Origin of the sequence: Leisingera sp. M527, from assembly GCF_025141525.1 — a bacterium.
Taxonomy (GTDB): Bacteria; Pseudomonadota; Alphaproteobacteria; order Rhodobacterales; family Rhodobacteraceae; genus Leisingera.
This window is the reverse complement of record NZ_CP081037.1, coordinates 3108557-3129119: the sequence shown is the minus strand read 5'-3', so window position 1 is coordinate 3129119 and position 20563 is coordinate 3108557. Positions and strand designations below refer to the sequence as shown.

15 protein-coding genes, 1 tRNA gene and 3 pseudogenes are annotated in these 20563 nt (G+C 57.5%); 10 read left to right on the top strand and 9 right to left on the bottom strand.

The features are described from left to right. Nucleotides 1-301: 301 nt before the first annotated feature. Nucleotides 302-610: pseudogene (locus K3555_RS15550) on the top strand (transposase); the annotation flags it as partial. Here K3555_RS15550 and K3555_RS15545 read toward each other — a convergent pair. Further along, nucleotides 608-732 (bottom strand): annotated as a pseudogene (locus K3555_RS15545) (IS5/IS1182 family transposase); the annotation flags it as partial. The pseudogenes K3555_RS15550 and K3555_RS15545 sit on opposite strands and share 3 nt — an antisense overlap. A gap of 99 nt (nt 733-831) precedes the next feature. Further along, nucleotides 832-1044, bottom strand: a pseudogene (locus K3555_RS15540) (tyrosine-type recombinase/integrase); the annotation flags it as partial. 326 nt (nt 1045-1370) lie between these two features. Between K3555_RS15540 and tnpA (K3555_RS15535) the strand changes: the two are divergent. The 4 genes from tnpA (K3555_RS15535) to K3555_RS15525 all read left to right on the top strand — a co-directional run bounded on the left by tnpA (K3555_RS15535) (nt 1371) and on the right by K3555_RS15525 (nt 6173). Further along, the gene (gene tnpA / locus K3555_RS15535) at nt 1371-1907 is read left to right on the top strand and encodes an IS66-like element accessory protein TnpA (protein WP_311199986.1); all 537 of its coding nucleotides are present in this window, start codon (nt 1371-1373) and stop codon (nt 1905-1907) included. 1158 nt (nt 1908-3065) lie between these two features. After that, nucleotides 3066-3194, top strand: a complete 129-nt coding sequence (locus K3555_RS25005; protein ID WP_409201699.1) for a hypothetical protein — start codon at nt 3066-3068, stop codon at nt 3192-3194. A gap of 661 nt (nt 3195-3855) precedes the next feature. After that, nucleotides 3856-4569, top strand: coding sequence for a hypothetical protein (locus tag K3555_RS15530; protein WP_260006130.1), 714 nt, complete (start codon nt 3856-3858; stop codon nt 4567-4569). Next, a complete protein-coding gene (locus K3555_RS15525) occupies nt 4566-6173 on the top strand; it encodes a hypothetical protein (protein WP_260006129.1) in 1608 nt (535 codons plus the stop codon). Before K3555_RS15530 ends, K3555_RS15525 begins: the two co-directional genes overlap by 4 nt. 334 nt (nt 6174-6507) lie before the next feature. On the opposite strand, the gene tnpC is transcribed toward K3555_RS15525, so the two are convergent. The 3 genes from tnpC to tnpA (K3555_RS15510) all read right to left on the bottom strand — a co-directional run bounded on the left by tnpC (nt 6508) and on the right by tnpA (K3555_RS15510) (nt 8929). Beyond that, entirely contained in the window at nt 6508-8073 is a 1566-nt protein-coding gene (tnpC, locus tag K3555_RS15520) for an IS66 family transposase (RefSeq protein WP_260005211.1), read from the bottom strand. Nucleotides 8074-8141: 68 nt separating this feature from the next. After that, nucleotides 8142-8495, bottom strand: coding sequence for an IS66 family insertion sequence element accessory protein TnpB (tnpB, locus tag K3555_RS15515; RefSeq protein WP_260005213.1), 354 nt, complete (start codon nt 8493-8495; stop codon nt 8142-8144). Continuing rightward, a complete protein-coding gene (gene tnpA, locus K3555_RS15510) occupies nt 8492-8929 on the bottom strand; it encodes an IS66-like element accessory protein TnpA (RefSeq protein ID WP_260005214.1) in 438 nt (145 codons plus the stop codon). The genes tnpB and tnpA (K3555_RS15510) overlap by 4 nt, the downstream gene beginning before the upstream one ends. Nucleotides 8930-9200: 271 nt before the next feature. On the opposite strand from tnpA (K3555_RS15510), the gene K3555_RS15505 reads away from it, so the two are divergent. The 3 genes from K3555_RS15505 to K3555_RS15495 all read left to right on the top strand — a co-directional run bounded on the left by K3555_RS15505 (nt 9201) and on the right by K3555_RS15495 (nt 11411). Beyond that, nucleotides 9201-10511, top strand: coding sequence for a DUF6538 domain-containing protein (locus tag K3555_RS15505; protein WP_260006128.1), 1311 nt, complete (start codon nt 9201-9203; stop codon nt 10509-10511). Continuing rightward, nucleotides 10508-10681 carry a hypothetical protein gene (locus tag K3555_RS15500; RefSeq protein ID WP_260006127.1) on the top strand — a complete coding sequence of 58 codons (174 nt, stop codon included), beginning with the start codon at nt 10508-10510 and terminating at the stop codon, nt 10679-10681. Before K3555_RS15505 ends, K3555_RS15500 begins: the two co-directional genes overlap by 4 nt. Before the next feature lie 451 nt (nt 10682-11132). Next, nucleotides 11133-11411: a hypothetical protein gene (locus tag K3555_RS15495; RefSeq protein ID WP_260006126.1), complete on the top strand. Its 279-nt coding sequence runs from the start codon at nt 11133-11135 to the stop codon at nt 11409-11411. A 117-nt stretch (nt 11412-11528) separates the two neighbouring features. Here K3555_RS15495 and K3555_RS15490 read toward each other — a convergent pair whose 3' ends face one another. Beyond that, complete coding sequence (locus K3555_RS15490) at nt 11529-11753, bottom strand: helix-turn-helix domain-containing protein (protein ID WP_260006125.1); 225 nt, start codon at nt 11751-11753, stop codon at nt 11529-11531. A gap of 139 nt (nt 11754-11892) precedes the next feature. Between K3555_RS15490 and K3555_RS15485 the strand changes: the two genes are divergently transcribed. Further along, complete coding sequence (locus tag K3555_RS15485; protein ID WP_260006122.1) at nt 11893-12507, top strand: DUF805 domain-containing protein; 615 nt, start codon at nt 11893-11895, stop codon at nt 12505-12507. 1091 nt (nt 12508-13598) lie between these two features. After that, a complete protein-coding gene (locus K3555_RS15480; RefSeq protein WP_260006121.1) occupies nt 13599-15209 on the top strand; it encodes a DUF5906 domain-containing protein in 1611 nt (536 codons plus the stop codon). A 613-nt stretch (nt 15210-15822) separates the two neighbouring features. On the opposite strand, the gene K3555_RS15475 is transcribed toward K3555_RS15480, so the two are convergent. From K3555_RS15475 to K3555_RS15465, 3 genes are all read right to left on the bottom strand, one after another. Continuing rightward, nucleotides 15823-15897: transfer RNA gene (locus tag K3555_RS15475), tRNA-Gln, on the bottom strand. Between the two features lie 299 nt (nt 15898-16196). After that, nucleotides 16197-18128, bottom strand: coding sequence for an acyl CoA:acetate/3-ketoacid CoA transferase (locus tag K3555_RS15470; protein ID WP_259997502.1), 1932 nt, complete (start codon nt 18126-18128; stop codon nt 16197-16199). A gap of 240 nt (nt 18129-18368) precedes the next feature. After that, nucleotides 18369-20453, bottom strand: a complete 2085-nt coding sequence (locus tag K3555_RS15465) for a peroxidase family protein (RefSeq protein WP_260006120.1) — start codon at nt 20451-20453, stop codon at nt 18369-18371. Nucleotides 20454-20563: the final 110 nt, after the last annotated feature.

Sequence of the window (20563 nt, the reverse complement as noted above, 5' to 3'; positions counted from 1 at the left end):
GGTTCGAATGCCCCATGTTTCTGTAACCATGGGATTTGCGGTGCTGGCTTCATCTGATGAAAGCAGGTGGTGGCTCTGGCCGGATTGATGCAAATTCATCAGCCGGCTTGGTCGTATAGGTGGAGGCCATGTCCTTGACGGTCCATACGGAGAAGTCGAGTTGACCGAATGAAGTATATGAACGCCGAACTTCAAGAGGCGTAGTTGCAGAACTCTGACTTCTGAGGTTTCACATCAGGAGCATTCAGAAGTCAGAGTTCTGCAGATTCACATCAGGAATCCATGTGCTTACACGGCCCGCTTGAACAAACCATCCGCCTCCCGCTATCACACGCCGAACCGGTCCAGCTGCAACGCCGCGTTGCGCAAGCAGGGCTCGCTGCTGATCCGGGTGGACTAGAGCATGACCTGGCGCACGCCGCAGGAACGCCGCTCAGGCCGCCCAGCGGTCTTTTCCGGCGCGGCGATCCAGTTCTGTCTGCCCATCAAAGTGCTGTTCAAACTGTCCTTGCGACAGACCGCCGGGATGGTGTCGAGCCCGCACCGGTTGGCAGGTCTGGATTGGCCCGTGGCCGGCTTCGCCACCTTTTACTGCAGGCAGAAGACACTGGCTTTCACAGACGGTATGCAGTTTGGTATTCATGCCACCATTGGTTCTACGGATCAGACGGCCACGCCCCCCTTTTTCGCGGCCATACTGGTCGCGGTGCGGTGTGCCTTGAGATAGGTCGTGTTCACTGCCGGGCAGGGCATGTGAAGCATGCCTGAGAGGAGGCGCTTCCACCGGCTGTAGAGCGTTCACCGGGCTTACGCCGCCGCGCTGGGGCGACGGTCTAGCAAGTGCGTCGCGAAGCTGTGGCGCAGCGTGTGCAAGGTGGCAGGCTTGCTGATCCCAGCCATGAGCTTGGCGGATGTGAAAGCTCGGTTCAACTGGCGCGATGAGATCGGATTGATCTTAGGCTTTCCCAGGAATAGCCAGCCTTCGGGCCGTGCTTCTTTCCAGTACTCCCGCAACAGGCCCAGCAGACCGGGTGACAGCATCACCTAGCGCCCCTCAGTCAGAGGTGCTGGCTGGGATGTTCGGCTGGCGTCAGTACTGCTCCCACCGCCAACTCCCGATGGCGCCCGGAGAAGTCATCCGTCCACTGCGCGGGGCGTATCCGCAGAGGCGGGTGCAGTAGGTCGGGGCAGATGAGAGGTGTTACCGTTTTCCAGCCCAATGCTGAGTGCCGCCTTCGCGGATTGTATAAGCCGTTGATGTATTCGAAGATTGCCATTTCTGGTAACCGTTTGGTCTGACCGCTCTGCCGCTGTTCGCTATGCCTAGATACTGTCCAGTAAGAAGATAATGGACAGCAAGTGGAGCATTAATGGGGAAGAAGCGGCACCGTCGGAACTGGTCCGACGAAGAAAAGCGGATGATATGCGCGCAGACGAAGTTACCCGGTGTCTCGGTGAGCCAGGTTGCACGGCGTTATGGTGTGAATGCCAATCTCGTGTTCATCTGGCTTCGGGACGAGCGGTATCAGGTAGAACCGGATGAGGCTGATGCCGTCCGTTTTCTGCCGGTTGAAGTCATTGATACGGCCCCGCCGCCGCTGTCTGAGCAGGCAGATCCCGAGATTGAGATCACACTTGCAAGCGGCCAGGGTATTGCCGTGTGGGGAGCCTGGCTTCAGTTGGAGCTCTTCCGAGATGACCAGCTTGCTTGTTGGCAACGGCCTGTTGAACCGCTGAACCAGTTTGGCGATGCTGTTCTGAGTAATCGAGTTTTCTTCACCAAACAGCTTAGAGATCAGCTGGTAAAGCGTACTCTTCCCAGTCCCCTTCCTGCGAGAGTACAGGAACATGGCAAAAGCAGGCTTATCCGCCTCGTTCTGCAGGCCCCACGAGAGCCAATCTTTTAACACGCGACGATCAGCTTCGTGACGGAAGATCCGTGCCAGGAAGTCGTCGAGCATCCCAGTGTCGCCACCAGAAACGGCTCTTTTTCGATAGGCTGGCTCCTTCCAGGTGTTCAGAGTCACCAGTTCCTCATCAGGGACCATGGCATCAGCATTTCCCGCAAAACAGCAAATGGAACCATTCCAGATCGGAATAGACTGCGAAGGATCGTCATGAGTCTCTGCGATTGCGCGCTGAAACACCGCCCGGAGCAACTCCGAGGTGGGTTCTATCCAGGAAAACCGCTCCCTGACCCGACGAAGGAAGGTAGTTTGTACTTCCTTCTGGGTTAGAGATGTAGTTGGTCGCCTGACATCATGAAAATGGTTCTTAGTCCGGACGAACCACTTGCTGATCTGCTTGCACAGAAAGGCAACCTGATCGTCGAAGCTGTCGGCCTCTTGCGTAGGGGCCTCGTCTTCGCGGACAGACTTTTCAATCACCTCCGTCACAGGCTCTTTGGGCGCCGAGGCGGACCGCTTTCTCTTGCGGCGATCCTGGCGGCTCAGCAGCTATTCGCCTTCTTCTGATTTCGTGCCTTTGATTAGTTCATTCAGAGTCGAGTTCATTCATTAGCCCTTTGTTGGGTTAGTTGGTTTGGTTGAGGAAGTTTTGAGCCACAGACGGACTCCTTCCATGCGAATTGGTGCGCGAACTAAACGCGAATTGAGATTGGAGGGTGAGACAGCGCTCATTGGGGAGGGGCAATGAAACAGCAAGCCGAAGGCACATGCTCAAAAACACCCAAGTCTGGGTGGTTTAAACGTTGCAGGGCTTGTGTCGGGATCCTTCTACCCGCCCTGTTTTCATTATGTACCGGGCGAGCGTGGCCGCGAAGGAGCTAACACGCAGTGTAGGCAATTGCCCAATCTAGGATGGCGCCGATTAGTGCTAGCGCCGACTAACAAGGAAGTAAGCTCCTAGTAGCTGTCCCTTGCGGTTAAAGGCAGTCAGATTTCTCCGATCTACCTCCTAAAGATCAGGGCGCTCGAAACTGCTCCAAAGCGCCCCGGAAAGGTGTCAGATACCCGATGATTGTTTAGGTATCCGATGATTTGAGAAGTAGAGAAATCTCATCCGGTGCTGAACTTGTCAACCGGTTTGCCGCCACCCGCGCCCAAGTGATCCGTCATCGGTGTCATAACCGGCGCTGCGTGAACCCCCGCCATTTGATCGAAGGCACGGCGGAAGATAATCGCAGAGACGAGTGGGACCGGAGAGGAGGAGGTGTTGACTATCGGTTGCTATGACCGTGGCCATGCCTAATTCCCGGACCTGAAAACAGCTAACCCGCCTCTCCCGCAACTAGGGAGGGGCACCCCCGCCATACCCGCAAAAGGTGAAGGCGGGTGTCAGGGGTTGGGGCAGAACCGATCACAGGAAGCGGACAGAACAACTGGTCGGAATCACGCCAGCTCAACCGCTAAACACTGGGGCCGAAAACGGGGGCAATCCGGCTCTCTCGAGCTCGTCAGCGTCTTATTCTATTGGAGGAAAGGCCGATGGCTGGGGTGGTAGGAGATCTTGCCCACCGATCCGGACCATCGACTTAGCCGCCCCGCTAGCAAACCTGGGGCCGTTCCTGGGGCGAAACGCAGTGAAGCCTGGGGCCTTTCCGCTAGCTAGCGACCCGTCTCCGGGCCGCTAGCAACCCGCTCCCCTACTTCCCAGCGCCTACATCCCAGCCTAGAACCGTGGTCGAGCGGCTACCAACATCCCAGCTACCCGCTGACGAGCGGTGACGGTGGAGACCCGGTGGTGGCGAGGGGCGGTGGTGTGGAGTTAGACGGGGGCGTCTTTGAATTCGTCGGTCGGAACGAGAAGCAGATATGTCGCAAGGCGACGGAATAACTTCAGGTTGCAGCTGAGGGTGACGGTGATACTTTTGGGTGCAAAATTTGAGAGAGAAACATGGTAGCGGCTCACTACAAAACGATTTTGACACGCAGTGAAGAAGCATTGGACGCGTTGGCGGCAGACGAAGGTAATCTGTCCAGCTTTACGACCGCACACAACTTTGCTGAAGACCTAGACGCTCTAGAGGCTTTAGTACAAGGCAGACCAGAAGAAAAAATGTTCAAGCTTGCGAGGGTTGAGTATCAGCACGCTCTATACTCCGCAGCGGTTGCGCAGTACAGGCAAGCACATGTAAGCCTTCGCCTGTTCTTTGAATTGTCCCTTTGTTCAGTACTGTTCTCGGCTCATGAGATAGATACGAAGCTATGGCTGAAGGGTCAAATGGACTCCAATTGGTCTGCAATCAACTGCAAAGAAAAGGGGGTCTTCTCCAAGTACTTTGTCGGGGCCTTCTTTGAGGAGATGAAGGAGTATAGCCCTCAATACAATGCCTTAGCAACTAAGCTCTATAGAGAATGCTCAGAGTTTGTGCACGGAAACCGACAATCCTACGATGGCTTGGACGGCCAGATTGCTTACAATGCGGAAATTCTGGAACGATGGTCGGATCGGGCAGATACAGCTCGATTGGTTGTGAAGTTTGCCTTTGTGTGCAGATATCTGATGGGCGCAACAACCGAAACGAAAAATGATCTTGAGAGCTTGGCTCTAGAAAACTTCGGAGAATTACCCCCCGTGCAAGCAATTTATAGCGGAGTGGCTGAATGAGTGAGTTCTTCTATCGGACCGAGGATATCGGGCCTTCAGACATTCTAAGGTACTTCGTTGAAACTGATGAAGACAGAGCTGCAATAAACCAACTGAAGGGTCGTAACCCTACGATCCTGGTAGGTAGCCGCGGCGTGGGTAAGTCATTTCTGATGCGGGTCGCAGAACAGGAGCTTCTAGCGGATTTCCCTGAATCCAGAGTCCTGCCAGTCTACGTCACATTTGTAAGCAGTTCTCTTCTAAGAACGAGTGACCCTGAGCAGTTTCGCAATTGGATGATGGCGCGGATCTGTATGGCGATACTTAGAGCCGTTCGCAAGAATGGGCTTATGCCAGCGACTCCGAGTAGCGCGAAAATCCTTGCTGGCTTGCCGTCAACACATAGCGACTTGGACACACTGCAGTCCATTGTCACTCGATACGAGGCTTCTTGGAAAAATCCTGGGCAAGACATTGATACTTCCGATATTCCAGACATAGAGGATGTCAAGTTTGCTCTAGAAGACCTTGCCGAGGAGCTTGATATCAGTCGCTTCTCGATCTTCATGGACGAAGCAGCTCATATTTTCTTGCCAAGTCAGCAGCGGCAATTCTTCTCTCTCTTCAGAGACTTAAGGAGCTACTGCGTTACTTGCAATGCTGCAGTATATCCAGGCGTAACAAGCTACGGGGATACCTTTCAGCCAACTCATGATGCCTCAATGGTCTCTATCGATCGTGATGTTTTGCAAGATGACTATGTCAGTAGCATGAGGAGGATCGTCGAAAAACAGGCTGATTCAGGTTTGCTGAAGGCCATCGCGAAGAACGGTCAAAACTTTGCGACACTCGCGTATGCTGCGACAGGGAACCCCCGCCTTCTGCTAAAAACTGTGTTTGAAGCTCCTAAGATGACCTCAACAGAAGTAAACTTGGTCGTTAGGAACTTCTACCGAACTGGCATATGGGCAGAGCATTCTGGCCTTTCGGAAAAGTACGTTGGTCACAAGGCCATTGTTGATTGGGGGCGAGTTTTCCTTGAGGACTTTGCCCTGCCAGAGCTGAAACAAAAGAACGACGCAAGCCTTTCGCAGGGTAGAAATTCTTCGGCATTCATCTGGATCCACCGGGACGCACCGGAAATCGTTAAAGAAGCCCTCAGGGTGCTTTGTTACACAGGTGTCCTTACTGAACATGCTAGTGGAATTCGTGCTACGCGAAGCGAGATAGGAAAAAGGTACATAGTCAATCTCGGTTGCCTGTTCGCGCTAGAGACAACCCCAGCTGTAACTGCTTTCGGGATCGCCTCGTCCTTAGCAACAAAAGGTCTTGTCCATTTCGGAGCAAATCACCCTACCTTTGCCAGGCTAACCGTTCAGAATGTAGACGTTTCTGAAATTCAGGAAGGCTTCGATCTCAGTGCACAGCTTGCTAAGCCAAACACTGTTCTTGATATCACTCCATACCAAAGGGGTAAGTTAGATGAGCTCCAACTACGAACAGTTGGCGATGTGCTAGCAGCGACGGAAGATAAACTGAAGGAAGCACACTACATAGGCGACGTTCGAGCCCGCCGCATGCGAAATGCAGCGATTGCTTCAGTTTTGGAGTACCTTTCCGGCTGATTTGAACCACAGCGTTCAACGAACTTCTTTGGCCTGAAAACCTTGTTGCCCCTGGCTTTTCGCTGGGGGTTTTCATTATCCATGTCTGAAAACCGAGAACCCCTCCGTATCTAAATCGATAGCAACTACGGAGGTTTATCATACTGTCTCATATACTTGCGAAGTACCTGCTAGCAGCCAAGCCGATCAAGGCCAGACGGTCCAGCAGCGGCGAAATCGTCATAGGCAAGATCATCATCGTCCTGTTTGCCAGGATCGACTGATGGTCGAGTATCAACCCGACGACATTGTGATCATCCGCGCATCTGAAGACTGTAAGCGCTTCGGCGCCCCCCTACACGGCGCGGCTTGACGAGAGAGAGAAGTTCCAGGGCATAAGGTCGTCGATGCGGCTTTTGGGATGACCGTCGAGCAACGCGCGCAGCGTGTCGGAGAGGTAGCTGACCGGATCGACGTCGCACATTTTGCAGTTCGCGATCAGGCTGGCGAGCAATGCCCAGTTTTCAGCACCAACCTCATGCCCGGCGAAGAGCGCATTTTTCCGTGTTAGAGCAATTTTCCTGATCTGGTTCTCGACCGGGTTGGTGTCCAGTTCCAGACGGCCATCTTCCAGGAACCGCGTCAGTCCGGGCCAACGCGTCAGGGTGTAGCGGATGTCCTCGGCAAGCTTGGACGAACGCGGAATGCGCGACAGCTGCGCCTCGAGCCAGGGCCTGAAGGCCGCGATGACCGGCGCGGAGAGTGCGCGCCGGGCGGCAAGCCGGGCTTCAGCAGGCAGGCCGCGCACGGATTTCTCGACGGCATAGAGCTCGGCAATCTGGCGCAGAGCTTCCTCTGCAATCGGTGAGCCGCCCTTTTCGAGCCGCTTCACAAAGCGCCGGCGCACATGCGTCCAGCAATGGACGAGCATCCATGGGCCCTCGGCCCGGTCGACCTTGGTGAGCTTATCATAGGCTTCATAGCCGTCGCATTGCACGAATTGCCCGCGATAGCCCTCGAGGAAACGGAGCGCATGCACGGCGCCCCGGCCGGGCGCGTAGTGGAACATCACCACGGGCGGGTCGGCACCGCCATGGCCCCGGTCATCGGCAACGATGGCCCAAAAATAGCCGGTCTTCGTTTTTCGCCGCCCAGGATCGAGTACCGGCGCGCGGGTTTCATCCATGAATACCCGGTCCGCGCCCTTCAGCCGCTCCTTCAGGTGATCTGCAATGGGGCGCAGGTGGAAACAGGCGCGCCCCACCCAATTGCCAAGCGTCGCCCGGTCCAGCGTGATCCCTTGCCGAGTGTAGATTTCCGCTTGGCGGTAAAATGGAAGGTGGTCGCCGAACTTGGCCACCATGACCTGTGCGATCAGCGCTTCGGTGGGCAGGCCGCCGGGCACGACATGTTCCGGCGCATGCGCCTGGACCACCGCGCCGGAACAGCGGCGGCAGGCATATTTGGGGCGCCGTGTGACCAGCACGCGGAGCTGGGCGGGCACAACGTCCAGCCGTTCGGAAACATCCTCGCCGATCCTGGCCATCTCGCCGCATCCGCAGGGGCACAACGTGCTCTGTGGCTCGATGATCCGCTCCACGCGGGGCAGATGCTTTGGGAGATGCCCGCGGTTGCGGTTCGGCGGGCCGCTCTCGGCAACGCCTTGCCCCTTCAGCGCGCGCCGCGCCTTCTCCTGCGCCGCTTCCAGCACGCCCTGTGCCAGTTCCACATCTTCAAGCGGCAGATTGAACTGCTCCGGATCGAGCTTTTCGGATTTCCGCCCGAACGTCTCCCGGCGCAGCTCGCTGACAATGCTCTCCAGCCGTTTCTGGGCCTCAACCGCATCCGCCAGCGCCGCCTCGGTCTCGGCGAGGCGGGCCTTCAGACGGGCGTTTTCTTCGGCCAGGGCGGTGTCGGTCATGGCTGCGATCAAGCACATGGGCGAGATTGCCACCACCGTCAAAACAAGGCTGAGTCACTCAGCCGCAGCTATCCTGCCAGTTCCGGCCGCCGCACGCGCTCGGGGCGGACAAGCCGCCAGTCGAGCCCCTCGAACAGAGCCGAGAACTGCGCGGGAGACATCTTCATCACACCGTCCTGTGCCTTGGGCCAGACGAACTTCGCGCCTTCCAGGCGCTTGTGGACCAGCACGATACCGGTCTGGTCCCAGACCAGGACCTTGATGCGGTCGGCCCGTTTGGCGCGGAATACGAAAGCCGCGCCGCTGAACGGGTCGAGTCCCATCGTCTCCTGAACCAGCAGCGCCAGGCCGTCTATGCCCTTCCGGAAATCCGTCGGGCGCGTGGCTACGTAGATGCGCAGCCCACCAGCCGGCGAGATCATTGTGTTGCCGCCCGGATCGCGCGGATCATCCGGGTCAAATGCGCTTCGCCGATGTCCGGCGGCACCCGCAGGGTCACGCCGTCCACCACCATCTCGATCCTGCTGGACTTAGCCGCGCCGCCGCGCCGTTTCGGGCTGGGCTCAGGTCGCGCCGGCTTCGGCTCCACAACAAGCGCCGCGAACATCGGTTCGGCAGCCGTCTCTGCGGGCAGAGCCAGCGCGCCGGCCATCAGCTTCTTGCGCCAATCATAGACCTGCCAGCGGGTCACCGCGTGCCGCCGCGCAACATCAGCAACCTTTGTTCCGGGCACCATGCTTTCCACAGCGATCCGCGCCCGCTCAGCCTCGCTTCGGAAACGCCGGCCCGACCGTCCTTCAAAAACTTCCATCCTGCCCGCGTAGCCATCCGTTGAGCCGTCTAAAGAGACGTCCATTTTGCCGTCCTATCCTGTCTCACTTCGACAGCAGGACTCGCACAGCCAGCGTCAGCGCGGCAGGAGGGGATCGACGAAGCGCTTACTGAAGACTGGCCGGAGCTTCTGTTCCGGATCACCGAAGTCTTTGACGACTGCGTGGGCGGCTATTCACTGAATGGACCACTGGAAAGGCGAATACGGCGAGCCCGACTTCGACCTGATCCTGAGGGTCTACGAGGGCGACTGACGCCCTTTCTTCCCAATCTCAAAACCAAAAGGAGGAGACGCTATGTCTGCTCAGATCAAGTATGCGTATTTGAAAGGTCACACGTGGCTCTACAGACGCCATTACCCGAAAGACGTGGCTCTGGCTCTTGGCCAGCAAGCACTGAAACAGTCGCTAAAAACGAGAGACGCTGCTACCGCCCGTGTTCGGGCAGCTGAATTGAACGCTCGCTTTGAAACGCAGGTGGCTGAGGTTCGGTCATTAGCAGAAGAAGCCCTGAGTACCCCAAGGAGCAGCAGAACCGCCCCGGCATGGTCCGCTAATCCAGAAGGCGCCCTCGACCGCCTGCGGGCCTCTCTGGCCGACTCTGGCGCTGTTATTGACCGGCCTGACTTCAATCGGTTAGCCGCGAAGGAGAAGATCCTGACCGGTGACCGGGCCGACCAGTATCTGCGGCACCGGAGCAGTCAGCTTCGCCATGGCGGGTTCAAATCGGTTCGCTATTCGGTTGAGCTGTTCGCCAGCAAGTACGGTGAACGGTCGCTCTGCAGCCTTGGGCGGGACGACGGCAGGGAGTTTCTTGGGTCAATCGCCAAGCTTTCCCCACTAGTCGGTAAGTCAGCGTCAACGAGAGGGCTGAGCCTGGACGGTCTGCTGTCTTTCTCGGAGAACTGCGCCGCCAAGATTACGGTCAGAACTCAGAAGCGTATCTGGTCGCAGGTGAACCATTTCCTCGACTGGTGCGTCTACGAGGGGGCTCTAGAAGCCAATCCCTTCAAGTCAGTGCTGTTTGACCATAAGGTACGGCCCAAACCCTATGCTGTTCCTACTGACGAGGAAGTGCGGCGGCTGCTGGCTGATCGTGACGGCGATCTGCACCCAGTGTTTCTGACTTGCTTGTTGTCGGGGATGCGTGCCGGAGAGGCGGCTGGCTTGCTTCGGGAAGATCTGGTGGTGAAGGGAAACCTTGGGTCGTTTGCTTGGATCAGACCAAATGAGCTGCGTTTGCTGAAGACCGACGCTGCAGAACGGCTGGTTCCGGTTCACCCGGTGCTGGAGGAACTGTTCTCGGGCTTGCCTGAGTTCGGCCCGCTATTCCCTGGCCTGAACGTCAATCAGATCACCAAAGCGTTTGCTAAGGCCCGTCGACGGTTGCATCTGGAGCGTCCAGGGCTGGTTTTCCACTCCACCCGGAAGTGGTTCATCACCCAGTGCGAGCGAACAGGCGTGCCGGAGCACTTCACGGCATCTCTGGTGGGGCACAAGTCGGCTCGATCGGAGAACGGGATCACCTACGGCATCTACTCCGCAGGGATCAGTGACGAGCAGAAGCGGTCCATCATCGACCAGATACGGTTGCCGGTGCCGGGATGAGCATTCCTAACATTGAGGAGTTCGAGGAGAGGGCCGCTATCGTTGAATACGATGGCGGTCTTTCTCGTAGGGCTGCTGAAGATCTGGCGGCTCGATCTCAGGGCTTCGCTGGCGCTGAAGACTACTGGCGCTGGCTGGCCGAATACGTGCTGACCCGCAAGATACCATAGTTAACCCCCGGCTGGCTTCGCGCTGGCCGGGGATCGCTTTGCTTTTTTTTGACAATTGGAACCCAATATTTATCACAGATATGACCGGAGGCTTGATGGGGAAGAGGGGGCACCGTTCTGGATGTTTTGTGCAACCTATCGCAGGCCATCTGGTTGTGTTGATTGGCGGCTTTTCAATTGATAAGTTGGTTGCGTGGCTTAACGAGGTTTCGAGTTTATGGCTTTTCTTGATCGAGAGTGGACAGACCTAGAAAAGTGGGCAATGAGAATTGTCTCAGCGTTAGTTATCGCTGGGATCGTCGCCTTAGCATCTCGATCACCAGAGCCATCTAGGACACCAATAGCCCTTGTTGCTGGATACGACTCTGCCTTTGCGCTCGCTATGAGCAATCAAGGAAGTGACATCACTAAGACGAGGGCCGAGATTGACGCTAGGATCAAACAGTTAGGAATGGACGATCTAGCTTACCCGCGCGACCCTGGTGACGGAGGGCCTGTAGCTGCGTTTGCCAATCAGGTCATCGGCTTTCTTTCAGCAACGAGCAAGGCCCAAACTTGCGCATTTCAGCTAGGATTTGCGGGGCTGGTCGAAACAAACACTCCAGGGACCTACCCGAACTTTTCCATCAGAGAAACCGCCAACTGCGCGGGTTTTCCTGATATGTCAACTCAGTCCGACACAGAGTATTTTATAGGGTTAGTTGAGGCTGCGAGAAAAGCAGGCGGTTAACTCGATCTCTTTTCAAGACCAACACTCAGCAAGTTGCAGTACCTGTCTAGGGGTGCTTAGCCGCTGAGTATTGCCTCTTTGCGAACGGTGGAAGTCTAAACTTCAATAGTCGTCGATCTATAGGTCTTGATCTGCTTCGGGAACCAGCAGCCTCCAAGCAGGGACGCCTAGAGGTTCCGCAAGCTTCTCCAGAACCACGATAGTTGGATTTCTCACGCCTCGCTCGACGCCGCTGACATAAGTCCGGTGCAGGCCGCACTCAAAGGCCAAAGCCTCCTGCGAGAATCCCGCTTCCTCCCTGAAACGCTTCAGATTTCGTCCAACTAGCCTGCGTATCGCCATGCTCGGAGAGAGCAGTCTTGTAGACTTATAATCTACAGACTATGAGTCTCATTTGCCGGGCGCTTCAATACTACGCGGCGCTAAGGGACGAGAAAGTGGGCAGACTTACGCCTCCATCCATCATTGAACGAGGAAGCTTATGGAAAGCACTTTCAGAGGATTATTTTGGGCTGGAGCCGCCGGGGGCGTGGCTTGGTTTTGGTACGTGGTATTACAGCCAATGACATTGCTAGTGGAATCTGTCGGGGTGTCGATTGCGGCTCTTACCGTGATCGGATTGGTGGGATGGCTATTCCTTAGAGGGCAGCGGATGCTGAAACAGCCAGAAGTGGCCGAGAAAGTCCGCAAGGTGGCTGGCGAAGCCGCTACCGTCTCCGAGGAGCTTTCACAGGTAGGCTCGGACGTCCTGAAGGAAGCAGGCAGCACGTTGGGGCCGGTGTTGAGCTATGTGTTTGGTTTCTCAGGTCGAGTATCAAGGAAAGAATATCTGATAGTGCAAGTGGTGACCGGGCTGCTGACGCTGGTGCTGTTCACGCTGTTTCTGATGGAGCCTGATAGCTGGCTGGGCGTCCTATCGCTTCTGGCAATGGGCGCGGTTGCAGCAGTCCTCCTCGCCTTCGGGGTTCGCCGGACCCGAGACACAGGAGTAAATCAATGGTGGTTCCTATTGGTTCTCGTGCCGCCAGCCAACCTCGCTCTCCTTGTGTTCCTGCTTCTCGTCCCTACCGACGAGTTCAAGGACGCCCCTGTCTAAGCCTCCAACGGAGATCCGCCACCACCGGGTCTCCACCGTCACCGCTCGTCAGCGGGTAGCTGGGATGTTGGTAGCCGCTCGACCACGGCGGGTTGGCTGGGATCTTGGGTGAGCGGGTTGCTAGCTGCCCGGAGACGGGTCGCTAGCTAGCGGAAAGGCCCCAGGCTTCACTGCGTTTCGCCCCAGGAACGGCCCCAGGTTTGCTAGCGGGGCGGCTAAGTCGATGGTCCGGATCGGTGGGCAAGATCTCCTACCACCCCAGCCAGTCCTCCTGACATCAAGGAAACAAGCACCCGGCGCACCCGTTAGCCCCGAGAAGGCCCCCGTTTTCGGCCCCAGTGTTTCGTGGGTGAGTTGGCGTGTCGGGTTAGCTGTTTGCTGTGATCGGTTCTGCCCCAACCCCTGACACCCGCTTTCACCTTTTGCGGGTATGACGGGTGTGCCCCTCCCTAGTTGCGGGAGAGGCGTTTGCTTGGATTCGGTCAAATCAGTGCATAGCCACGGTTATAGCTGGCGATAGTCCACCCCGTTAGCCTGTCGATCCCACTCATCCATCAGATTGTCCCGTCGGTCTCCGATGGTCAGATGACGCGGGTTCACACAGCACCTCTTATGGCACCGATGTCTGATGACCTGATCGCGGGTGGCGACAAGCCGGTTGACGGTGTTCGCACCTTATGACAGAAATCCCGCTTACGATGGTGCGGACCACGTTCTGGTGACGCCGATTGCAGCACAGTGTGGAGCGCATATTGCGACGCTCCTTTCACTAAGCTTCGGTCGTCGCCATAGGTGGGAAACATCCAGCGTCTACATTCAGAGAAAAACTAAGGTCTCGGACAGCTGGCAATTGCATTGCTAGTGGAATGTAGGCGTTGGCTATTGGTGCATGTGCATCAGCTAGTCATCACCCCCCCTCATCCATGTTGTTTTGGGAAGAACGCGACGCAAGGTCGGCGGTCTTAGACCTTCATTGTTTCAACACGCTGCTCATGACCGCACTCAGCTGCAGTCATTTCGCGAAAGGAGACTCAATCGAGCAGCGCCAAACCTTAACCAATGAAGTTCGAAGAGAACAAAGGAGCATGTGTATGAGCGAAAGCTTGACCAATATCTTCAAGGGTGCAACTCACGATGGCCCTCTAGACCGCCCTGCTCGGCGGAAGAAAAAGCTGCCTGGCGCGACCTTTAAAGTGGGGCGTGGAGAGCTGGCAATTGAGGTGGCAGATGAGCCAGCTAACGGGATCACTGTTTTTTCTTGTGCTGCCAACGATACTAATGACCGGTATACTTCTGAGACTTCGACCACTGAAGCGGAAGTGGTTGAAGACGCTAAAGATCGGCCGGAAGAGGAAAACCCACACGAGGTAGCGAAAGCAACCTTGTGCATGGACCTCGCGAGCAAGTTCGTTCGCAAAGAGGGGCGTTTCTATCGGATTGAGGACCCGAGCAGCTCCATGTCAGCAACGGACCTGAAGCGTGTCTATGCTGTCGATCTCCCGGAAACCTTTCCGGATATCGAAATGACCGATGAGCTATGGCGTGATGTTGTTCAGAATGCCGTGGAAAAGGTTCATTCTAACCGTTCTCAGACTATTGCAGTCTGGGATGGCAGAGTGGAGTGCAACCCGGGCCTGTCTGAAGGGATAATCTGGCATAAGGGATCAGCAACCATCAACTCGTGGATAGTGCCAGCGTACCGGAATCTGGGCATCCAGGAAACTGATTGCGCCCTATTCGATGAGCTTCTGGAACGGATCTTCGTGCAGCCTACAGATCGGGGCTATTTCAAAGATTGGCTTTCTTCGGGCTTTCAGAACGAGCACCTGAAGCCTGGATGGGCGTTCTTGCTGTATTCCCAAAACAAGGGAACCGGCAAGAGCACACTGCTGCAGACTGCTGCCCAGCTCTTCGGCGCTAAGAACTCTATCACGGTCAATGGCCTTCAGAAGCTGACGTCCCGGTTCAACCAAACCCTGATGTCCAAGAAGTTCGTTGGCTGCGAAGAGGTCAAGCTGAAGCCTGGCACGGACGCGGGCAATGCCATTAAGGCACTGATCACCGAAAGCAATGTCGCAGTAGAAGGTAAAGGAAAGGAGGTCACTCAGGTAAACAACGTCACTTCCTATGTGATGACCACGAACCACTACCCGCACTGGATCGAACCTGATGATCGCCGTTGGTATGTTGCTGACGCTAATCACTCAGGACATGCTTCCGGTCCAGATGCGGCTGACTTCCAGTCGTTCATGACTCATTTCCACGAGCAGATGTCTCGGCGGGAAGTGCTGGCTCGTCTGTATAACGCCCTCCTGGAGCACAAGCAGTCGAACAGCTTTAACCCGCGGTCGATGAACATGGCGGCAATTGATACCCCGATCATGCGGCGTCTTTCGGCTGGCGCTGGAGAGGTGCTGCAGCAAGAGCTTGTCGAACTTCTCGCTGGTCGGGAGTTGAGGGCCGTTGCTCAGACGACACTGCGCAGGCTGTTCACCGTGGAGCTGAAGGCTAACCCGAACCGTATCACTCACTTCATGAATGAGCTCGGTTGGCATGCTGAAAAGGTCAAATGGGGTGGAGCTGACTATACCCGCGTGGTGTGGGTTCATCCTGATTACCAGGTCGCGAATGGCCGGGTGATTGGGCCGGACGGTTACGATCAGCCAATAGATAAAGGTGAAGATGGAGTGGAAATCATATGAGAGCGCCCGTCAGATTTGTTGCGCGTGATAGGTCCATGGTTTGGTATCAGGACATCCTGGACAACCATCTGGATCAGGCAATGCTGCGCGTAGAGGGAGTGCTGAACAGTGCTGAAAGAGATGATGACGGTTGCTTGGTAACGCCGACCAAGGAGCCTAGGAAACTGCGTTTCAATGGAGGTCAGGACCGTGCTTATCGGTTTGTCTACTGTATTACTAACCGGCTTGTCGCCACCCGCGATCAGGTCATCAGACATCGGTGCCATAAGAGGTGCTGTGTGAACCCGCGTCATCTGACCATCGGAGACCGACGGGACAATCTGATGGATGAGTGGGATCGACAGGCTAACGGGGTGGACTATCGCCAGCTATAACCGTGGCTATGCACTGATTTGACCGAATCCAAGCAAACGCCTCTCCCGCAACTAGGGAGGGGCACACCCGTCATACCCGCAAAAGGTGAAAGCGGGTGTCAGGGGTTGGGGCAGAACCGATCACAGCAAACAGCTAACCCGACACGCCAACTCACCCACGAAACACTGGGGCCGAAAACGGGGACCTTCTCGGGGCTAACGGGTGCGCCGGGTGCTTGTTTCCTTGATGTCAGGAGGACTGGCTGGGGTGGTAGGATTCGAACCTACGATACACAGTACCAAAAACTGCTGCCTTACCACTTGGCTACACCCCATCGGTGAGGCGCTGTCTAAAGTTTGTTGCGGGGGGGTGCAAGAGGGTTTTTTAAAAAAATGCAGTTCCTGTCCCGCTCTCCTTGGAAAATCTGCATGGCCCCAAGCTTTCATCGGCTGGCGGCAACCCGATGCCCTTGGAAACCGTATTTACCTTAAGGGTTTACGGATCTTTTGCATGACATGTTTTGTGCGCCTGCCAAGTGCCGGAACGAACAGCCAGACCGGTTCTCCGGCGCGCGCGGACGGGTGCGGAAGGGGTAGCCAGCCCGATACGGGCTGGCGCGGGCTTGTGTCCGCTTCAGGACCCCCAAATGGCCTGATGCGCTTCTTCGCCGCTCTCGAAAATATGCGGCTGCACGCTGCGGCTGGCGAGGGTGCCTTGCATCTTCAGGCGCATGAAGGCGCTGGTGGTGTAGTGGGCGATCGACGCGCTGTGGCGTTCCAGTGTCCGGCCGACCGATGCCGCATAGGCATCCTGCAGATCCTCGGCAATGCGGAAGCCGTTCTGGTTCATCACCATGTTCACATCCTGGCCGCTTTTGGCAAAGGCATCCTGCAAGACCCGGGTCAGGTCCTCGATGTCGCGCTTTTTCTTGACGCTCCAGCCTTCGAGGTTGAGGAACATGGTGTGGCGCGCGGCATCATAAGTGACCCGCTCCGACAGGTTCAGGTTCAGCAGGTCGTTCATCAGTCCCATCTGCTCATCCCGGAAGATGCGCGGGTCCATCTGGGTGACGTTTTCGATGATCGGCTTGAATTCCATCTGATCCAGGATATCGCGCTGCAGGTCGATGCCGGGCGCAATCTCGATCAGTTCCAGTCCCTTGGGCGTCAGCTGCAGCACGCAGCGTTCGGTCACGTAAAGCACCGGCTGCGAGCGCTGCGAGGCGTAAGGGCCGGAGAAGGTGATCTGTTCGATCAGGCGCACGAACTTCTTGTTGCGGCCCTCCTGGACGATGCGCAGGTTGCCATCTTCGACAGCCACCTTCAGCCCGCCGGCGGTGAAGGTGCCGGCAAAGACCACGGCGCGGGAGTTCTGCGAAATGTTGATGAAGCCGCCGCAGCCGTTCAGCCTGCCGCCAAAGCGCGAGGCGTTGACGCTGCCCTCGGCGTCGCATTCCGCCATGCCGAGGCAGGTGAGGTCGAGGCCGCCGCCGTCGTAGAAGTCGAACATCTGGTTCTGGTCGATGATGGCATCGGCATTGGCTGAGGAGCCGAAGCTGGAACCGCCTGCAAGCACGCCGCCGACCGCGCCGGCTTCGGTTGTGAGGGTGATGTAAGGGGTGGCTTTTTCTTCATTTGCCACCGCCGCCACACCATCGGGCGCGCCGACACCGAGGTTCACCGCACCGTTGGGCGGCAGTTCAAAGGCGGCGCGGCGGGCAATGATCTTGCGCTGATCCAGCGGCATCTTGGCGATACCCTCAACCGGCACCCGGATTTCTCCCGACAGCGCCGGATTGTGCTGCACACCATAATTCATCCGGTGCATGTCCGGATCATCGGCAACGCAGACACAGTCCACCAGCAGGCCGGGGATCTTGACGTCCTTGGGCTTGATCGAGCCGTCCTCGACGATGCGCTCGACCTGGGCGATGACGATGCCGCCGTTGTTATGGGCGGCCATGGCCTGGGCCAGGCAGTCCAGCGTCAGCGCTTCGCGTTCCATGCTGATGTTGCCAGAGCGGTCGGCGCTGGTGCCGCGAATAAAGGCGACGTCGATCTTGGTGGCCTTGTAGAACAGCCATTCCTCGCCATCGACTTTGTGGTAGCGGACGATGTCCTCCTCGGTCACTTTGTTGACCTTGCCGCCGCCATGGCGGGGATCGACATAGGTGTGCAGGCCGACCTTGGAGAACAGCCCCGGCTGGCCCGCCGCACAGGCGCGGTAAAGCTGCGAGATCACCCCCTGCGGCAGGTTGTAGCCGCAGATCTTGTTCTCTTGTGCGGCCTGCGCAACTTTGGGCATGCGGCCGAAATTGCCGGCAATCACCCGGCGCAACAGGCCGTCATGGTGCAGCCGTCCGGTCCCCAAACCCTTGCTGTCGCCGGCGCCTGCGCACATGATCAGTGTGAGGTCACGGGGCGCGCCTTCCTCGATGAACCGCTTTTCCAAGGCCGCGTGCAGCATTTCCGGGATGCAGCTTTGCACAAACCCGGTGGTGGTCACGACATCCCCGTCCCGGATCAGTGCCATGGCCTGTTCGGTGGTGGTTGTCTTGTCTTTCATGGCGGCGCGTCCTCCCCGATGCCTGTCGCCTTCCGCTTGGGCATTGCGGCCTTGCGGAAACTGATCGGGCATTCTAGCCGCGCGCCAGACGGTGCCTGTCCTTTGATTGCGTCAGCGGATGGGGGACATACGACATCACGCCCCGCGGGCCGGGGCAATGTTTCCGATCGGCGGCCGGCTGTTGCCGATGCGGCGGGCGGCGGGTCTCATCCAGGTGGCCGTGCATCAGCCCGGTTGCGGTCAGAACAGGCTGTCGCCGGATTGAAACCAGTCGCCCATGCTGATGTCCTCCAGCAACACGGACCAGTTTGCACCATCCGAGAATTTCAGACCACCTTCTGTGTCCTCAATAGACAATGAATGGCGCATGGGCCCTGTAACCTTGATTTCGTCCAGACCAAGTTCAAAATCCGTGATGGTGTCGTTCCCGTGATGCCGGGTCCGGAACAGAAAACAGTCGCCGCCAGCGCCGCCGGTCAGCAAATCATCCCCGGTGCCACCGGTCAGAGTGTCAGCATGCAGGCCGCCGTCAAGCGTGTCGTTGCCCTTGTTCCCGGACAGCCTGTCCATGCCGCGCCCGCCTGACAGGCTGTCGTTGTCCTGCCCCCCTGTGATTTTATCCTTGCCAGTGCCGCCAAAGATGAGATCTTCCCCGGATCCGCCATTCAAGCGGTCCCGGCCAGCGCCGCCGTCCAGGCAATCGTCCCCCTGGTTGCCAGCAAGCGTGTCCTTGCCGCGCCCCCCCTGAAGGTCATCGCCGCCGACCCGGCCAGCCAGGCTGTCTGCGCCATCGCTGCCGAACAGGAAATCGCGTCCGGCACCGCCTTCAAGGGTGTCATCGCCGATTGTGCCGGCAGCCCTATCCATCGCCGTAAAAATGTCCTTTTGAATGGCGCCGATATCAGTGTTGCGAAAAATTATTTCGGACAGGCTTGTGTCCCACAGCGCCTTCAACTCGCTGGCGGGAATGCCATCGCGTCCTTCACTCCAGAATGGATCGCCGTCGCGCAGGCGGGTGAACTGGTCCACCATCACCGTGGTAAAGGTTTCCCCAAGCAGCCCGCTGCCGGACGGGTCTTCGGCCAGCCCGCCAACCCATGCATCGACCAGATCGGTCTCGCCATAGGCCTCTTCCAGCCTGGCTGCCAAACCGGCATCCTGTGTTACATCGGAAAAGTTTTCTGCCCTGCCAAGGCCAAGCGCTTCCCGCAGATCGTTATAGCTGGCAACCCCCAGATCGCGCCCGCGTTGAATGTTCAGCGCCGCCAGGTCAAGCCCGCCGGCGCCAGGCGGTCCGAACAGGAACGAGCGCACATCCTCGACCACCAGTGTGTCAACGGCTTCGGACGCTTGGGTTGCAGCACCGCGCATGACGTTTTCGATCATATCCGGTTCCTTCAGCAGGTGTGGCTGAAAGAACGCGTCCCGCAACGCCAGCAGGTCGGCGGTTCCGTCAGCTGCCACCAGCTGCAGATTGGCCGGCAAAAGCGTATGCCCCAGCCGGAACACGGCAGTAGAAAACTCGATTGCAATGCCAGGGTTCACGTCAGGGTCATAGCCCCGATAGGCCCCAAGCGCGTCTTGGCCGATCAAAAGGGGGAGAAACTCCTTGAAGGTGACACTCTGCACCAGCGCTTCGACCCTGGCGCGGGCGGCCTCAAACAACTGGTCATCTGTCAGATCGGGATCCCTTGCAGCCAGTTCCCCGGCCAGCCGGTTGTGCTCGCGGGTGAAAATCGTGTGCATCGAGGACAGGGCCACATTTTCTGCGGCGCGGACGTCCCCGGTCAGGAAACCGTCGCCATCCCGGTCCAGATACCCGTCCTTGGTCATCCGCAGCCTGCCGCCTTCGTCCCGCATTGCTGCGACAGTTTCCATCGTCGAGCCATAGATCATGGAGGCATCGATAAATGCGGTGATCTCATTGAGGTACTCACCAGCCTGCTGTGCCACGCGGGTAAAGGGAATGACGGCGTCACCGGTGCCGAATGGATCGAAAAACGGATCTCCCGCCGGGACTTCGATATCTGCCCCGGTCTCGCTTTCGGCCCCGGTCAGCGACAGGTCATGGTCCAGAAACTGCCCCCAGATCCACAGGAAATCCGACGCGCCCGCCGCATTTGCAGTGCTGCCGTCTTGTGCAGAAAGGATATTGGAAATCTCACGCGGGTTGGGCCGGTCTGCCCCGGCCATGCCGCCATCAGATGTCAGGCCGCTGGGCGCCAAATGCAGCAGACCTGTGCCAGTTGCCCCCCAAGTTGGATTTTCGGAATGTGCGGCATAGCCATCGGCGGGGCGTGCGGCCCCGATCTGTAAACTGGACATGTGATCCCCCAATCACTCATTAACTTTCACCAAAACTGCCATTGTGTGCGGCTCGCCATCCCCGTGCAAGCGGTGCCGGCAAACGCCTTCCCAGGTTCCGGAAATGCACT

Bases quoted from the DNA above. Each gene is read 5' to 3' on its own strand.
- tnpB (WP_260005213.1), bottom strand. From the start codon at position 8,495: ATGATCTCGCCGGCTGGTGGGCTGCGCATCTACGTAGCCACGCGCCCG.
- K3555_RS15485 (WP_260006122.1), top strand. From the start codon at position 11,893: ATGGAAAGCACTTTCAGAGGATTATTTTGGGCTGGAGCCGCCGGGGGC.
- K3555_RS15495 (WP_260006126.1), top strand. From the start codon at position 11,133: ATGGACGATCTAGCTTACCCGCGCGACCCTGGTGACGGAGGGCCTGTA.
- K3555_RS15530 (WP_260006130.1), top strand. From the start codon at position 3,856: ATGGTAGCGGCTCACTACAAAACGATTTTGACACGCAGTGAAGAAGCA.
- tnpC (WP_260005211.1), bottom strand. From the start codon at position 8,073: ATGACCGACACCGCCCTGGCCGAAGAAAACGCCCGTCTGAAGGCCCGC.
- K3555_RS15470 (WP_259997502.1), bottom strand. From the start codon at position 18,128: ATGAAAGACAAGACAACCACCACCGAACAGGCCATGGCACTGATCCGG.
- tnpA (WP_311199986.1), top strand. From the start codon at position 1,371: ATGGGGAAGAAGCGGCACCGTCGGAACTGGTCCGACGAAGAAAAGCGG.
- tnpA (WP_260005214.1), bottom strand. From the start codon at position 8,929: ATGGACGTCTCTTTAGACGGCTCAACGGATGGCTACGCGGGCAGGATG.
- K3555_RS15490 (WP_260006125.1), bottom strand. From the start codon at position 11,753: ATGGCGATACGCAGGCTAGTTGGACGAAATCTGAAGCGTTTCAGGGAG.
- K3555_RS15505 (WP_260006128.1), top strand. From the start codon at position 9,201: ATGTCTGCTCAGATCAAGTATGCGTATTTGAAAGGTCACACGTGGCTC.
- K3555_RS15480 (WP_260006121.1), top strand. From the start codon at position 13,599: ATGAGCGAAAGCTTGACCAATATCTTCAAGGGTGCAACTCACGATGGC.
- K3555_RS15500 (WP_260006127.1), top strand. From the start codon at position 10,508: ATGAGCATTCCTAACATTGAGGAGTTCGAGGAGAGGGCCGCTATCGTT.
- K3555_RS15525 (WP_260006129.1), top strand. From the start codon at position 4,566: ATGAGTGAGTTCTTCTATCGGACCGAGGATATCGGGCCTTCAGACATT.
- K3555_RS15465 (WP_260006120.1), bottom strand. From the start codon at position 20,453: ATGTCCAGTTTACAGATCGGGGCCGCACGCCCCGCCGATGGCTATGCC.